A 16343-nucleotide genomic window follows, 5' to 3' on the forward strand; every position below is an offset into this window, starting at 1 on the left:
TTAGCTTGGACAGCTTTGTCTGAATCTAGCCAAGGCAAACCGGCCACGCAATAACGTGGCCGCTGGCGCTCTTGTTAATGCAGCCTCGCGAATAATTTATTTAGATAGGTCTTGCCGCCATCTTCCATAAACAATACATGCCGATTCTCCAGTTCAGCCTTCTGGGTCGGATCACCCACGTTGAGCAAATCTGAAAACTTGGTCGGTGACAGCACAAAAGCATTCAGAACCAAAGGTGGCTCTCCAGGCTTGGCCTGTGCGCCAAGAGTTTGCTCCAGTGTTTTCACTTCCTTGTAAAGCCCAAGCTTTGGATGCGAGAGATCCAGGTTCCGTAGCCCTTTAGGATCAACGAAAGACAGCCACTGCTGCCCTGTCGCTTCGTCCACCAACCACAAAAGGAAATCCGGGTAGAAATTGCCTGCCAGCGCAAAACCCAGACCTTTCTTTTCACTATCGGCATTTCGCAACAGGTACAGGCTGCGCGAACCAATCACTTCTTTGCCTTCCGGCGACCTATAAAATTCCTCCAGATCCTGAACAAACTGCCATTCGCTGGGCGCGTCAAAGCCCAGGGGACGCATTTTCAAAGGTACTAATTCCTTATCTTCTGGCGCCAGCAGTGGGTAGTACAAATGGCGATCAAAACTGATAGCCACCATGTGAGGCGCATTCCATTGACTTGCCTCGCCGATCTTGCCATCGGCCACCAACTGTTTCAGCACTTCCAGCTTTTTTAAATACTCCAGCCCACTATCAGTGTTGTCTATTTCAAATTGATAAAGCTTGAGCATCGATCCGTGATCTTCGTCGATATGGGCGATATCGTAAAACTGGCCTTCGTAGCCTTTCTTCAATGCATTGTAAAAACGGTCGGTGTGCTCAATCAGCAAGCGAATCAGGATGTCTTCCTGTTTACTAACATCGCGGAAGCGTCGAACCGTCAATTCAACCGCTGGAATAAACAGCGTGTACCAATCGGCTGGACCTGAACAGAAGCCGATGAGCTTCTGGCGATCCAATCGCAGATTGCTCCAGCTGCGCTGAATTTTATATTCCTGCAATGCCAAATAAATCCGATCCCAGTTGAACAGGGTAAAAACATCAGCACTCAGCTTGCCTTTATGACGCGCCTCAGTAGTTACCAGGCTCCTCGTATTGCGCTCTGTGCTAAGGGCCTCCACACGAGGATACAAGTCCAAGATCACATGGGGGCTTTTGATCTTGTTCGCAAACTCCGCCGGAATCTCATACAACCAGGGATAATGTGTGCGTTTGAAACCCTGCTTCTGGTTATCCTTGTAACCATCTTTCAGCGCCAGAGTCTTCAGCTTACCTGCAGGCAGGTTCGCTCTTGTGGGAAAGTCCAGCTCCAGAATCTCGTCACTGGGCGTAATCCCTTCCTCGCGCAAGTAGTCTTTAAACGCTGCCATATAGCTGGCACGCACACCGAAAACATTAAGCGTTTCAAGCTTATCCAGATGCGTTCCCTTCGGGCGTTCCTGCGGAGTGGTGCGCTTTAATGAAAAACCCTTACCTTTGAGACGCACACCGCGACCAAATAACTGGATGATTTGCGAGCCTTCACCCTGCCCCATATTCAACAAGCCCATGGTAGACACACGCCAACTGCTCCAGCCTTCGGTGAACTTCCGTGAGCCGATCAATACATTAAGCTGGCTACGCTTATTGTTCAGTGTGCCAAACAAGGCGCCACCGAAATCATCGCGCTCGCTATCGAACGCCGCTACGTCCTCTGCCTGACTGAAAAACTTGCTATCATCCCCGATGTTGATCAACCCAAATGGCTCAGCATCACCAATACGCAATGCCAACTCGCCCTTGCTGCTCTTGATATTAACCAGCTTCAGCCGCTGTCGAGCCGGGGCATTAAACACTCGCTGCAAAATATCGGCATAAAGAGCGTCAACGTTGCCTGCAAACCCCATAAGGGGCGTAAAGCGCCCACTGAAAATGTTGTTTCCCTTGGCATCCAGAATCTGCGCTTTATCAGCAACCAAATCGGACAGCCAGACCTTAATTTGCGCATCGTTATTCAGGAAGTCAGCCAGAAACTTCACCACTTCCAGAATATCTGACTCTTCGCCAGAAACCGTATTACCCACAAACACCCACAGTGGCTTTTCGATATTGAAATCGCTCAGCTTGTCGCCGTGGGTACTCCACAGCCAAAGCTGTTGATAGAAGGCCAGAAGGCAAGCGGTGAAATACTTGGCCGCATTATCCTCCTGCTCGTAGGCCTCCCCGCTCATATTGAGAATCAGCGAGTCCTTGCCGTAACCGTCTTCATAGAAGAATTTGTAGGAATAATCGAACAGAATACATTTGGCGTAGGTCTCTCGGGTAGCCGTCACCCGGGCAAAACGCCGCTCTTCAGGACTCAATGCCAGTTGCGCGAATTGGTCTTCATCCAGCTTTTTGATGTTAGTCGTGCCGAACAACATCTTGGCGCGCTTTTTCTGGATCTCCAGCTCGGCCATTTCTACGGTATAGCCTTTGGCAACGGCCTGCCCAAAAGTAGCAGAATACTCAAACGCGAAGCCCCCCTGCACCAGGGCGTTACGGCGCCTCATCCATGCAGTGGCATCTTTACCCGTGCCCCGGTGGCCTTCATCCACCAAGACTAAATTATTGCCCTCGAACGCTTCCACCGCGACGGTCTTGTCGCCCATTTCGTCGCCCAGCTTATTGATGTCGATGACCTCAACCATGCCGGGATACTTCAGCGTTTGGTTTTTGTTGAAGTGCTGCGCCGGGAATCCAGACAACTTAAGCTCTTCCAGGTGCTGCCGTGACAGCCCCTCATTGGGAGTCAGCAGAATAATCTTGTCCGGATGACTGCTCGAATGGCCCGCCTGAAAGTAATGTAGGTACTGCTTGATGTTGACGTGTAGTAGCAGGGTTTTACCACTACCCGTAGCATTCCAAAACGCTACTTTGTTCAGATCATCGGCCACGAAGTCCCGGAAGGGTTCCGCGCCCTGTTCCCCCCGGTAGCGCGTCATTTGCTCATTTACACCGTCAAGCAAGGCTTGTCGTTTGTTGAAGTACCAATCAAGATAAATTTCGCTGAACAGCAGCGACAAATACTGGAAGTACTTCATCTGCAGTACATGGCCCTCCAGCTTGTTGCGCTCGGCAGTGATCGCTTGCCAGTAACGCACAATGCTCAAGTCATAGCGGCGGAGATCCGCCTCGGCAATCAGATTGGGATTAAACAGGCCATGCATCAACTCATGGAAGAACTTGCTCTGTCCATCCTCGCCAATACCTTCATGCCGGTCATCACCCAAACGCAGCTTCAAATCGGCCAATTTTTCGGTATTGAAGAACGTTAACATCCAACGGTTTAGCACCAGTTCCTGGTGGAAGCTGCGTTTTTGTTTTTTCTTGCTCACTCCGCATCTCCCTCGGACTTACTCGGCGTGTCGACTTTGGCTTTACCGGGCTTGCTTTCCAGCATTCGAGCTGTGGACTCTAATTCGCGGATATTCTCGATGGCGCCAAGTGCTTCTTTTTCCTCACGGCGCCGTTCTGCGAATTTCTCGAACTCGGCATAAGCGATGGCATCAGCTTGCTTACGGGTGCGTTTGCCTGCATCCGGCAGAATCTGGCGGTCGTTAAACTTTAGAAAATCGTCTAGTTTCTGCTGCCAATCAGCCATGAAGACCTGCTTCCGCCGTTCAGCCTGATCTTCAGCAAAATCCAGCCACATGGTGATAATGCGGTTCAGCTCGCGGATCTCGTTCTCACTCAGGTAGTTTTTGGCCACCGTTACATCCCGCTTGCGCACATCGTCACCCGCCCAACTGGTAAGCCCGGCATTGGGCATCAAGTGATTAATGCGCCTGGCGATAATCTCCGGTGCTGTCATGCCGGCGACTGCAAAATGCAGCTTGTTTTGCATGGTCTGAAAAAAGCGCGTGGTTTCCCTCAGTGACGGCTGGTAGTCCGCTGCCAAGGTAAAGATTTCTCGCACCCGCAAGTACATCCGCCGCTCGCTGGCGCGAATATCGCGGATACGTTCCAGCAGTTCGTCGAAGCGGTCAGGGACGCCAGACCCTGCTACTGGCGGGTTCTTAAGACGCTCATCGTCCATGGCAAAACCTTTGACGATGTACTCGCGCAAAACCTGAGTAGCCCACTGGCGAAACTGAGTAGCGTGTACTGAGTTCACCCGATAGCCCACAGAAATAATGGCGTCCAAATGGTAGAAGCCAGTCAGATAGCGCTTACCATCAGAAGCAGTTATTCGGAATTTCCGAATAACTGCTTCTTCTTGCAGCTCATTGTCCTGAAAGATGTTTTTCAAATGTTCATTGATCGTTGGTACTGTCACACCAAACAGCTCGGCCATCTGCTTCTGCGTTAGCCAGAGGCTTTCATCGTACAGCCTTGCCTCCACGCGCAAGCGACCATCTTTACCAGGATAAATAACCAACTCACCGGCCATGTGCAGATCTGAAAGCGATGTATACTCATGGTCGGCCATTACACATCCTCCACCGAGAACATACGCTCTAGAAACTCGGGCTCGATCTGGCGCAACTTCAGTACACGAGTGGCGCCGCCTTCTTCATCGGTCTGGGTCAGCACGGTAGGGATGTTGTGGTCACCGTTGATATACACCACGTCGAACTCATTGTCGGCTGGATTGATAGCCAGTTTGTCGCAAAGACGAGTGACACCTTCATAATCCAGTACATCGCAATCGCGCCACAGCACTAAGCAGCTCTCACCGCTGGGCAGGGTGCCAGTGACCGTAATAAAGCCGCGCTGCTGCTGGGCATCAACATGTTTTACACGTAGACCAATCAGGTAGTTGAAGGTTTCCACCAGATCAACCTTCGTGCGCTCATAGGCACCGGCTGAATCAGTAGCGATGTTCATGGCGTAATCAAAAGGTTTTCGGAAATCCTCAACGGACAACAACGAACCCCTGCTTTCCACATCCAGCATATAGTGCAGCAGGTAGTCATCCTTGGCTGACTGAGCAAGCATCTCAAAGGTCTGACCCTGTTTTGCATCACGGCGCAGTTGCAGATTATTCAGGGCGTCCTCATAGCTTTCCAGTTTGAGGACTTTGAAGCAATGAGAAGCGGTTTTTTGAGGAGCGATGGGTTTTCCATTCGCCCACCCTGCAGAAAAAACAACTTTCTGCAACCTTGGTTTCAGTACGGCATCAAAGTACTCGCCTTGCTCAGCAATCACATATCGCCGATGCCCTCCATCTCTTCTGTTGAGATTTATTACTGCATGCGCCGTTGTCCCCGATCCTCCAAAGTAGTCTAAGATATAGGCATTAGGGTTGGATGCGCCTGAGATGTAAATCGAATCGACTACGGCATGGATAGACTTTGGATAGGAAAAAGGGTTGACGCCAAAAAGTGCCTTGAGTAGTGCAGAACCATGCTCCGTGGATGAGTGTTTGGAGTCTGCCCATGTTGATACAGAAACGACCCCCCCTTCATTCGGACGTCGCTTGTAGTAAACATAATTCTTGCCTGAGCGATCTTTTCGTACCGCCAGGTCCGACTTTCTTGCTTCAACCGTTCGCCACTCCCAGCGCCAGCGCTTCTGATCCTCGTCTTCATTATCTGGGAAAACGGCTTCTTCGCCGGCGACAGGTTGTTCACAGGGAATCCACTCTTCTGTTTCCTCGCGCCAATCCATTTTTGGTACACGCAACTCGTTGTCGGTCACATAGATCGGGTAGTACATTGCGCGACGCTTATCTCTATCAGAGTCCGAACCCTCTCGACGCAAATTACGCCATTCGAAAATTCCAATTTGATCAGACTCTTTGAACCGGGCGAGCTGCGCTGCAGTAGGCGGCAGCCGTTGAATTTTTGAAGCGTCAGATTTCCCGGCAAAAAGCAGGTATTCGTGAGAAACCGCGTAACCAGTGAGCGTTGGGCGCCCTGATGGATTGGAGCGAACATTAATAACACCAAGAAGATTGTCATTAAAAACACCTGACAATATAAAACTTAACTCTCGTTGCTGAGCATCATCGATAGCTGACACAAGCACTCCGTCAGGAGTCATCAGCCTTGGAGTAAGTTCAAGGCGGGACTGCATTAAGGATGCCCAGCTAGACGATTTATATCCATTTTTGTAGCAAATAGCGCTAGCGTTTGTGTTGTAGGGAGGGTCAATGTAAACACAATCGAATTTTTCCGCATATCGAGCATCTAAAAAACTCAGAGCTTGAAAATTGTCACTATTAATCAACAAACCATCGATTGATGAATCCAAGTCATCGATTGATTGACTCAAACGGTTTTGGACAGACTCTTCATACAAACTAGTATCTAGCATCCGGTATAACCCCGACTTTAGATCTTCAATCGTACCGGGAATGACGCCATCCCATATCCCTATTTTCTGCCATTCTTGCCACTGCTTTTCATTGGCTGCTATCTCTGGATACAGCTCTTCCGGCACCCGGTCCAAGGTAATGCAATAATGGCTGGAGACAACAAACTTCTTCTTCAACCAAAGCTTCTTCTGGAAGTCTTCCAGTTGCGCCAGAAAGTCAGTCAGCTCTAGAGCAATTGCGCGCAGGCACTGGATCATACGAAGATTTTTTTCAATGTCAGCAAAGGCGCCGGCACTCTGCACATCGTCCAGGTTCATAACTTCGTTCTTAATGTAGAAATCCAGCTCACGGCGCAAGAAGCTGCCCAAATCTTTGTGAACAAAGTAGTCGGCAGTGTTCTTGGTTGTGTAGTCAGTCAGGTACTTTTCCAGCAAAGTCCGCTGGGGGTTCTTTTCGGTGGGGGCACGGTTAGCGAGAGCCAACCAGCGAGCTTTGACGCCTTCATCGTCAAGCACAACGTCCACGGCTTGTTTGACCAAGGCATCCTGCTTGGTGCCTTTGGATTGGGGCGCATACTCGAAGCGAATAACTAGTTCTTGGCTATCAACGCTGCCGATTTCCTCAACCGGGATCAATTCATCTTCATATTCATCGCCCTGCTCATCAGTGCGAATGACTGTTTTTGGCTGAATCAGCGCAAAGCGACGCTCTTTGTCGTTATCCTTGCGGTTGTCTTTTGCAGTATCTGCCGATACCAGGCGGAAGTGCACCGTGCGTCCGTCTTCTAACTTAAAGCTATAATTTGCGAAGTTCTCACCACTTTTGGTGTAGTACTGGTCTTTGTTGGCCCAGTGCAGCATCACTTCTTCCCCGGCGTAGGGGATAGCGTATGTATCGCCCTTGTACCGGCGCTGGCTTATAAAGTCGCCGTTATTGTAATAACGTGAGAAAAAATTTAGCAGGTGAGAAAAGACGGCGTTTTCGTGCTCTGAAGCACCGGTGCTGTAAGCAGCCAGTTTTTGTCGCAGCTCCTGCACCTTTGGCACATTATTTGGATCGATTCCGTCGGCGGTGTACTGCTCTTCTTTTTCTTTCAGCTCACGGACAACCTGCTCGCTTTGGGCTGCATTGCCGCTGCTCAGTGCAGTTTGTACTTTTTCAGGTAAGCGCCGTTCCAAGTACTCATTAATCTCATCAGCGCGGGCATTGAGAATACGGTAGATGCCAAAATCCAGCTCTGGACGGTCAATCTGGAAAATCTCGCGCAGCTTGGCAACGAGTTCCTGGAATTTAGCGTTTTTAATTGAGCTCATAATTCAAGCCTTAAAGGTTGTTTCCCTGGATAATTTGCCTGGGGTGTTACACCACATGCCAGCGCAAGGTAAATAGGGTGTTGGTTTCGGTTTTTTCCTGTAAGCGTTGTTGCAGGGATTCAATAAGTTGATCACGTTTATCAATGATTTCGTCCTCTACAGCAAAGATTTCCTGCCGTTGGCGGCGCTGCTGCTTTTCTAACACTGAAATTTCCCGCTGAATACCGGACTGTTCTTGGAGGGTAGCCGCCTTACGCGCATCGCGTTTAAGCTGAGCTATGCGCGCTTTTGTGTTTTTCAGTGCCTCTTCTGCGGCCACCAGCTTGTCTTCAGCCCATTTTTCCAACTTGTCACGTTCTTCATTAAATAGACGCTGATTGACTTCAAGTATGTCAGCAATAGCTGCGGCAATGTGGCGATCACTATTAGCGTTTAATTCCGTAGGTGGCTGGTCAGTCATTCTCTCCGGGTGGCCCTTAGCCTCTATGACCATCAGCTTTTCACAGGCTTCCTGGTCAAGTAGGCGTCCATCATCGGTTAAACCAGAAAACAGCAGCGCGTCAGTGGTTTCAAACGCGGTGACTTCAAGCCTGTCCAAGCGTAGCCAGCCAGACTTTCCTATCATACTTTCCACCAGACTTATCTTGCTGCCGTGGGCGCTGTAATTGAAAACGAGTCGCGCTGCAGGTGTGGGAGACGCCAAGCTGGTTTCTAACGCCCATTCGCCCAGCGGATGGCTAAGACGGTAAGCATGGGCAAGCATATCTGGCTGAGCTGCGCCACGAATAAGTTGGTAGCGACCGGATGCGACCGTTGGACTAATTCCTGCTGGCGACTGCTTCAAGGCGAAGGCATAGCTGGCATGATCAAAGCGTGCCAGCTTTTCTAGCGCGAAACGCGTTACGCTCCAGAACCAGCGACCTAACTTATCGAGGCGCGCTTCGGCCTCATCCAGACGTAATTTGAGGCGGTCGTGTACGTCTTCATCGAAGTTTTCCAACAGCTGACTTTGAGTATTTTGAATCCGGTCGTTGATCGCTTCTTCCAACTCGGCCTGGAGAGTATTAAAGGCTCGGTCGATCTCGTGTGGATGACGGCAGGTCTCATAAATAGTGAGAATGCGCTTTTCAAAATCGATACCGCTTTCGATACGCCCTAGCACCTCGTCCGATGCACCGAAAACGCCAGAAAACAGATTGAACTTCTCAGATAACAGTTCCAATACGCGCTGATCCGCCTGGTTGCGGGTATTGAGGAAGTTAATCACCACAACATCGTAACGCTGACCATAACGATGGCAGCGGCCGATTCGTTGCTCTACCCGCTGCGGGTTCCACGGCAGGTCATAGTTGATGACCAGCGCGCAGAATTGCAGGTTGACTCCTTCAGCTGCCGCTTCTGTGGCAATCATGATATCAGCGCCAGTTCCGTCGTCCTTGCGGAAGTGGTCGATCAGGGCGGTACGGCGATCAACTTGAGGCGAGCCAGTTACTCGATCTGTGCCCCGATGCTCAATCAGCCACTGCTGATAAATAAGTGTGGTGTCTGGGTGATTATTGGTTCCACTGAAAAGTGCTAGCGTGCCCTCATAACCGTTCGAAGCCAAAAACTGATATAGGTATTCTTGAGTGCGCTTGGACTCAGTAAAAATAATGGCTTTACGAGGAGCGCCAAGCTCGGCCATGTTACTGAAACCGTGCTGAAGTGCTGTGAGCAATGACTGGGCTTTGGTATCACTATTCAGCCCCTGGGCTAAAGCGATTATGTCATTCAACTCAACGAGCTCTTGCCGTATAACCTGCTTTTTTTGCTCTGGCCCTCGCGTTACCAGATCACTCACAGCTATGTCAGCTGAATCTACGTGTTCAACTTCGCGGTTTTCTTCCTGGTCTTCCTCAAGGTAGTCGGTTTCAAGGTCATCGTCTTCGACCCACTGCTCAACCAAATTAACTTTATCTGCGTCGGCCTCGTCAACCAGCATCTGCTCCAGCCTTGCACAGATAGTTGCAAGCGTTGCCAGGATTGCAGGAGTACTAGAAGCGAGAAGCTTGCGAAGAATCAGCCCGGTTAGATGGCGCTGACGTTTAGGCAGCGCATAAGACTCCTCCCGCAACAGAAACGCTGAAACGCGCTCATAAACGGCCTGTTCTTCATCTGTAGGATTAAACGGCTGAGTCAGAGCCTTGCGTTCAGTATATTGGATGTACTCCAACACATCTTTGCGGAGCGTGCGCTGGGTAAAGCCAGCCAACCGACCGCGTAACTCTTCGAGCCCACCGGGATTATTCACATATTGCTTGCGGAATGCCTTTTCATCGCCGAACAGATGCTCGTCAATCAAGGTCGAGAGGCCGTACAACTCCATGAGAGAATTTTGCAGCGGCGTTGCCGTGAGCAAGAGCTTTTTGCGACCATCCAATGCCCGGCGCAAGGCCTGCCCGGTTCGATTACTCGATCGGTGGGCATTACGCAACTTATGAGCCTCATCAATAACCACAATGTCCCAAGGCACAGCCCGCAGTTCAGCTTCCAGCCGGGCAGCAAACTGATAAGACATGATAATAACGGTTTTCCCTGCCAGCCTTTGAAGGGTGTCTAGAGTGCTTCCAGCAGACTGCTTGCGGAGCGCTACAGCGTCCAGCACCGTGGTTGGAACAGCAAACTTCTCTAACAACTCCTGCGCCCACTGCTTGCGCAAGCTCGCTGGAGCAATAATCAGCAACTTGCGACGGCGCTCGGCCCACAGCTGGCAAAGCACCAAGGCCGCTTCAATCGTTTTGCCCAACCCTACCTCGTCAGCAAGCAGGACTCCCTGCTGGAGCGGATTGCGCATCGCAAAGAGCGCGGCTTCGATCTGATGCGGATTGAGATCTACACTGGCGTCAAACAACGACTGCGATAACCGGTCTACGCCGTCAGCGGCATGCCGTCGCGTCAGTTCATGGGCGTAGTATTTTGCATGGTAGGCGGTAATCAAAAAATAACTCCTTGGGGTAGCGCACAAGCTAACGCTATAACCAGTGGCTGGGTATCGCAATTCCATAGTTTTTAGAAACCACTTGCAGCATGCTCACTATCTCGCCGTGGCGGGCCTGCTCTTCGGTGTTCCAGCTATCGCGCCGCGCCAAGAGGATACTCAACTCACTCAAATTGTACATCTCTAGCCGATGAAAATTACCCCAAGTTGGGAGGCCAAACAGGGCAGGTTGTAGATGACCACTGTGGAATCGCGCTCACTTGCTAAACGCCTTTCGCCCTGCAGCTTGGCTTTGGCCTCCTCGGCCTCATCTTTGTCATCGTAGGTATTAAGTAGCTTCATAATTGGTGGCCCTCCATGCGCTCACCGCACTGGATGATAAAGCGATTCAGCGCCAGCTCCAATCATGGACAGACGTGATTCATTGTTTAGAGGCCTATTGGATAGCTGGGGAAGCCATTTTTGAGCCTGCTCGGGCCCAAACTCATTGGAGAGCACTGCCGATCCCTTGCCAAGTCAACCGTAATCAATTCTAAGTTCCTCCACGACATGCAGCGCAGTCAGTTATTCATCATGTGTGAGATACAGAAAAGAAACTTAGTTGAGCTCTGCAGCTGTTACCTTTTTACAAACCGACTGCGACCTACACACAAAATGACCACAGGTTTCGAGAGCACATAGCCTAAACGTTCTGGGGAGCTACGAAAAAAGGTGAGTCGCCGAGGAGTTTCCACTCGCATGTATCTTAACCGCGCATTTGACTTGAAGGACTTGTGCATTCCCGAAGTTTAGATGCGATCGAGGAGCTGACTGACACATGTTTACTTAGGCCGGACGGATAAAACCCTTCAATCACCTAGGTTATTTCACCCTCGTCATACTCACACAACGCATTACCGCCCCTTGGCAGCCGCTGCATCCAGCGCAGCCTGGTCAATGAACTTCTCTTTCATTTGCTTGGATATTTTCGTCACTTTAGCAGCAGCTCCCTGCAACGACACACCTTCCTTGATCACAAAATTCACGCAATAGATCGACGTTCGATGACTTTTGCAGCGTGCTTTTACCCCGTGAATTTCAACTCCAACGGCATATAGGCCAACAGACCACCAAAAACTGACTGAAGTGGTTCAGCGACATCCAGACACTAATGTGTGGTGCACCCCGCTTGTTCGGTAGCTAAAAATGCTGACTATTCGATAGACGCAGTAGGACTAATTCAGTGAACTCTCGCGGGAATTTGGAAGAAGAATGAAGCCAAGCCTCTCCTTAGCACGTCACACCACTAGGCAGGTGTCGCATTAGCCAGGCACAAAAGCCGGCATAGAGCGTCGGTCATCATGAACAAGAGACCCTCCTGCATATTACAGATAACGGTCAAAATATCTATAAACGACGTTTCATCTTCTACGGTAGCCAGCATTTCCTTTCAGATAATGGTCGTTTTCTAGATGTCCGCCCAATCTCCTCAAAGAGCTCAATTTTTCATTGTTTTATGCCCAACAATCACGTACAACAATCTTTGAATAGAACAGGCACATTTTATAATTATAGGTAAGGAAGCCTCAATGAAACTTGAACTTTATTTATTGAATTGTTATGGCATAAACCAGCTGATAAAAGAATTTGATTTTAGAAAATCAGTCGCTAATAATGGCGTACATTCCTTGTATGCCCCTAACGGGACACTAAAGACATCGCTGGCTAAAACTTTCAAAGATATAGAGGCTGAAAAAGAGACTAAAGATCTTATTTTTCCTCAGCGAGAAACAAAAAGAGATATTAAAGTAAATGGCCAACCCATTATAAAAGACCAAGTAATGGTCATTGATTCTTACGATGAAAGCTATAGCTCAAAACAACTTTCGACGTTATTGGTTAATGAGAGCCTCAAGCAGCAATACGACGAGGCGTTGAAAGAGGTTGATGACAAAAGAGCTCTGTTGGTTAAAGACCTAGCAAAATCCTCGGGAAAACAGGCAAAGTCGGTTCCAGAGATCGTTTGCCAAGCTTTTAACCGGCCAGAAAAAGAGCTACTTGAGCTTCTAAGTGAATTGTTTGCCAAAGAGAATGAGAACTTTTCTAGTTTCAATGGATTTAAGTACGGCGACTTATTCAGCCCTAAAGTTCTCGAACTCGCTTCTACAGATGGCTTTGGTCAAGACCTCGCTGATTATGTTGAAACTTACGATAAGCTTATTAGTGAATCGGCAGTGCTTTCAAGAACATTTAATCATCAAAAAGCTAGTGTTATTTCTAAAAGCTTGTCTGACACGGGATTCTTTACTGCTTCGCATAGTGTTAATCTATCAGTTAGAGGCGAGAGACAAGAAGTAACTTCAAAAAAACATTTGGATGAGATTCTTCAAGAAGAACAAAATAAAGTTTTCCATAACCCAGAGCTTAAAGAAAAGTTCAGCAAACTAGATAAGAAGCTTACGACAAAAGAGACGCAGGAATTTCGTGACCTCATTTCTGAAAATCAGGCATTATTTCCTGAGTATAAAGACGTAAATAAATTCAAACAAAAAATTGTGATTAGCTATCTTCAAACCCACCAGTCAGCCTGGGAAGATCTGGTAACGATCTATCAGTCTAATAAGCATATAGTAAAAAATATTATTGATCAGGCGAAACAGCAAGAGACTACATGGAGAAGCGTTATAGAAACGTTTAATATGCGATTTAGTGTGCCATTTAAACTGAGTGTTGATAACCAAGATGAAGTTATTCTGAGTGATGCGGCGCCAGTAATACGATTTGTATTTGATGATGGTCGCGACACCAGTGATCAAGTCAGTCACCAAAGTTTGCTTTCAGTGCTTAGTCAGGGTGAGAAACGCGCGCTCTATATTTTGAACGTACTATTCGAAATAGAGGTTAGAACTAAAGCTGGAACACCTACCTTAATTGTAATCGACGACATTGCCGATTCATTTGATTACAAAAATAAATATGCAATTGTTGAGTATTTGCGTGATATCGCCAAAGTTCCACATTTTAATCTTCTTTTGTTGACTCATAACTTCGACTTTCATCGGATTGTAGGTAGTCGAATTATTGGTAGTAAAGGCACAGGCGCTCGAGATCGACGATTGTTAGCCTCAAAAACAGCAACAAATATACAACTGAACACTGAGAAATATCAGAATGATGTATTTAATGCCTGGAAACGTGGAATGCATCAGAATGAACTGTATATGCTGGCTAGCATACCATTTGTTCGAAATCTTGCTGAGTATTGTGGACGTCACGCGCATTATGAAAAGCTAACGTCTCTTCTTCATTTAAAGCAGGATAGCAAAAGCATTACTGTCGAAGATTTACAGACAATCTATAGAAGCATGTTTTCTGATAATCCGAAGTTAACATTACCAAATAGTACGGACTGCGTAATTGACACACTTTTTATAAGTAGCGACGCTTTATCCAATGCTGCCAATGAGTCGCCAGAACTCGAATCCAAGGTTATTGTTGCAATGTCAATTAGATTAAAAGCGGAGGAGTTCATGATTTCAAAAATCAACAACCAAGCCTTTCTTGATACCATAAAGTTCAATCAAACTAGGGAGCTGTTTGATAAATTTGTTGAATTGTTCCCTAGTGAAACATTGTCAATTTGTTTGCTTGATCAGGTCAACCTAATGACACCAGAGAACATACATTTGAACTCTTTCATGTATGAACCGATATTGGACATGTCTGCCCATCGGCTCTATGGCTTGTACAATGAAATAAAGCAGCTAATGGTTTAATTTCTGGTTCGCGCGTGAAATGCCACTCTAGCGCGATAATTAACTTGGCCAGTCCGTATTGACTCATTAATAAACTAACTAACTGAATGCCGTTGACTCACCTAAAATCAAACTAGCGTCTGTAATTTTGGGGTGAGTAATGGAACAGATAATGAGCCTCTCAGCTCGGCGAGAAATGTTGATCAGCATTCGTCAGCGTTATCTGAAGTCGTCATGGACGGAAAAGAGTCGCGTTCTGGACGGCTTTATCGCCGTGACCGGACCGGATACGATAGAAAATACGCAATCTCGTTACTTCATCAAAAATCCAGGGCCACGGACTCAGTTAAGGCGAAGGTAAGGCCCGGTTCGCAAGTCTATGATGAGCAGTTTAGACAGGTTTTACTCTACATCTGGTACACGGCTAATCAGGTTTGCTCGAAGCGACTTGTGCCCTTTCTACCGGACCTTGTTGCTGCCATGGTCCTCATCATATTCAAACAACGCATTGCTAAATCCTTTGGCAGCTGCTGCATCCAACGCAGCTTGATCAACGCCCTCCTCCTTCATCTGCCCAGCTTTCTCTCTGGCTTGGGCAACCGCTTCCTGCAATAGCATCCCTTCCTTGACCACAAAATCCACGTAGAAGATCGGCGTGCGGCAGCTTTACGTTGTGATTTTTCCTCATAACTTCAATTTCAACGGCATATACGCCATCAGGCCGCTCGACACGGCCTGGTAGTAACTGAGCCTGGCTGCCAGTGTCCGTATGCTGTTGTAACCCGTGGTGCGGAAGATGAACGTCCCCAAGTCATCATCATCTCCAACCTTCACATTCAGACGGCCATAGGGCTTACACAGCCCGCCTATATCCAGACCCGCACAGGGTTGTTATCTGTATGGCAAAGACTGCACTCAGGTAAAAAATATTCTCGGACTAATCTGCAAATACAACACTACAAAGAAGAAATGACATTACCCAAACGAACAGCTTGCTCTCTAGTAATCCAAGCAGCCATCCTTGCAGGTCGGATCTCCGATATAGCCCCAGGCCTATTAGAAAGCAAACCAATTGCTTCCAATTGTGAGTCACGGTATTCAAGCCACTTTCGTTGCGCCGCACGGATCTTTAACTTTTCCTGATCATCTAAAACTGATAAAAGCGTTGTGTAATTCCGATTAAGCTCTGCATCCCAACCCCGCAGGCTTTGTCCGTAACATTCGAAACGTGCTAAATCATCATCAGCTAATTCCACACATGCACTTTCTATTTGATTCAGCGGGGATTCACCCGAGTAAAAAATCACAGGTATTGCTTTTCCAGTGTCCAGGCCTACCAAACGAGTGCCAGTAGAAGGTTCATAGATCAGTGACACAGCTTTTCCCTTTGCCCATGCGTCAATTTCTTTCCAATAAAGAACACTTGAATCCACTTTAACTTTTTCACCATTTCCGAGTTCTACATATCCCTGGTCATGGCTATCAACATATGTTGTAATTTCTTTTGAACTATAATTACCACTGCCAAAAGAGATCTGTCGATCCAGCTTAATTGGTTCACAATTCTCTTCCTGTTCTATCAGTGCTTCACTCGCGCGCCATTGATGGATTGAATTAAAATACCCCAAATGGTACATACTTTCAGAATTATAGGATGCACCCATTATTTTATTTAATAATAATATTCGATTATCATCCTCAAAATTTACTTGCCAGTAATTAGTATCGTCATACAACCTGAGCTCAGTATCAGAGACATAGTGAATTGTCGAAAAGAATTCGTTAGGATATTTTCCACAATAATACTTTAATGCTTGTCCGTAAGAACTGAATATCGTTCGCATGTTAAATTCATTCACGAACGCTGCGGGAGTAATTTTTCTGGGCTGTTCTGCGGCAACGCTTACGGCGTCAAAAAAAAACAAAGGTAATCCTAGTGTTGACGCGAATATTATTGCCATTGCGCTCGATTGAACCAT

The 16343-nt window shown here is 47.8% G+C and carries 10 protein-coding genes; 1 reads left to right on the forward strand and 9 read right to left on the reverse strand.

Features of this window, described 5'->3' with window-relative positions; all coding sequences use genetic code 11:
- Positions 1-74: 74 nt before the first annotated feature.
- The 6 genes from ATG98_RS04705 to ATG98_RS22675 form a co-directional block, all read right to left on the reverse strand.
- Complete coding sequence (locus ATG98_RS04705; protein ID WP_218925829.1) at positions 75-3416, reverse strand: DEAD/DEAH box helicase family protein; 3342 nt, start codon at positions 3414-3416, stop codon at positions 75-77.
- Positions 3413-4510 (reverse strand): virulence RhuM family protein, encoded by a 1098-nt coding sequence (locus ATG98_RS04710; protein ID WP_228706012.1) that lies wholly within the window; start codon positions 4508-4510, stop codon positions 3413-3415. Before ATG98_RS04710 ends, ATG98_RS04705 begins: the two co-directional genes overlap by 4 nt.
- Entirely contained in the window at positions 4510-7653 is a 3144-nt protein-coding gene (locus tag ATG98_RS04715; RefSeq protein ID WP_098422243.1) for a site-specific DNA-methyltransferase, read from the reverse strand. The genes ATG98_RS04710 and ATG98_RS04715 overlap by 1 nt, the downstream gene beginning before the upstream one ends.
- 46 nt (positions 7654-7699) lie before the next feature.
- Positions 7700-10543 (reverse strand): SNF2-related protein, encoded by a 2844-nt coding sequence (locus ATG98_RS04720; protein WP_218925830.1) that lies wholly within the window; start codon positions 10541-10543, stop codon positions 7700-7702.
- A gap of 270 nt (positions 10544-10813) precedes the next feature.
- Positions 10814-10972 (reverse strand): hypothetical protein, encoded by a 159-nt coding sequence (locus ATG98_RS22820; protein WP_323807747.1) that lies wholly within the window; start codon positions 10970-10972, stop codon positions 10814-10816.
- 551 nt (positions 10973-11523) lie between these two features.
- A complete protein-coding gene (locus tag ATG98_RS22675) occupies positions 11524-11655 on the reverse strand; it encodes a hypothetical protein (protein ID WP_267283824.1) in 132 nt (43 codons plus the stop codon).
- Between the two features lie 543 nt (positions 11656-12198).
- On the opposite strand from ATG98_RS22675, the gene ATG98_RS04730 reads away from it, so the two are divergent.
- On the forward strand, positions 12199-14385 hold the full coding sequence (locus ATG98_RS04730) for a hypothetical protein (RefSeq protein WP_098422245.1): 2187 nt from the start codon (positions 12199-12201) through the stop codon (positions 14383-14385).
- Between the two features lie 438 nt (positions 14386-14823).
- Here ATG98_RS04730 and ATG98_RS22175 read toward each other — a convergent pair whose 3' ends face one another.
- The 3 genes from ATG98_RS22175 to ATG98_RS04740 form a co-directional block, all read right to left on the reverse strand.
- The gene (locus tag ATG98_RS22175; RefSeq protein WP_228706013.1) at positions 14824-15006 is read right to left on the reverse strand and encodes a hypothetical protein; all 183 of its coding nucleotides are present in this window, start codon (positions 15004-15006) and stop codon (positions 14824-14826) included.
- Positions 15007-15048: 42 nt separating this feature from the next.
- Positions 15049-15240 carry a hypothetical protein gene (locus ATG98_RS22180; RefSeq protein WP_228706243.1) on the reverse strand — a complete coding sequence of 64 codons (192 nt, stop codon included), beginning with the start codon at positions 15238-15240 and terminating at the stop codon, positions 15049-15051.
- 80 nt (positions 15241-15320) lie between these two features.
- Positions 15321-16343, reverse strand: coding sequence for a lysozyme inhibitor LprI family protein (locus ATG98_RS04740; RefSeq protein ID WP_098422246.1), 1023 nt, complete (start codon positions 16341-16343; stop codon positions 15321-15323).

This window comes from Marinobacter sp. LV10R520-4, assembly GCF_002563815.1.
Taxonomy (GTDB): domain Bacteria; phylum Pseudomonadota; class Gammaproteobacteria; order Pseudomonadales; family Oleiphilaceae; genus Marinobacter.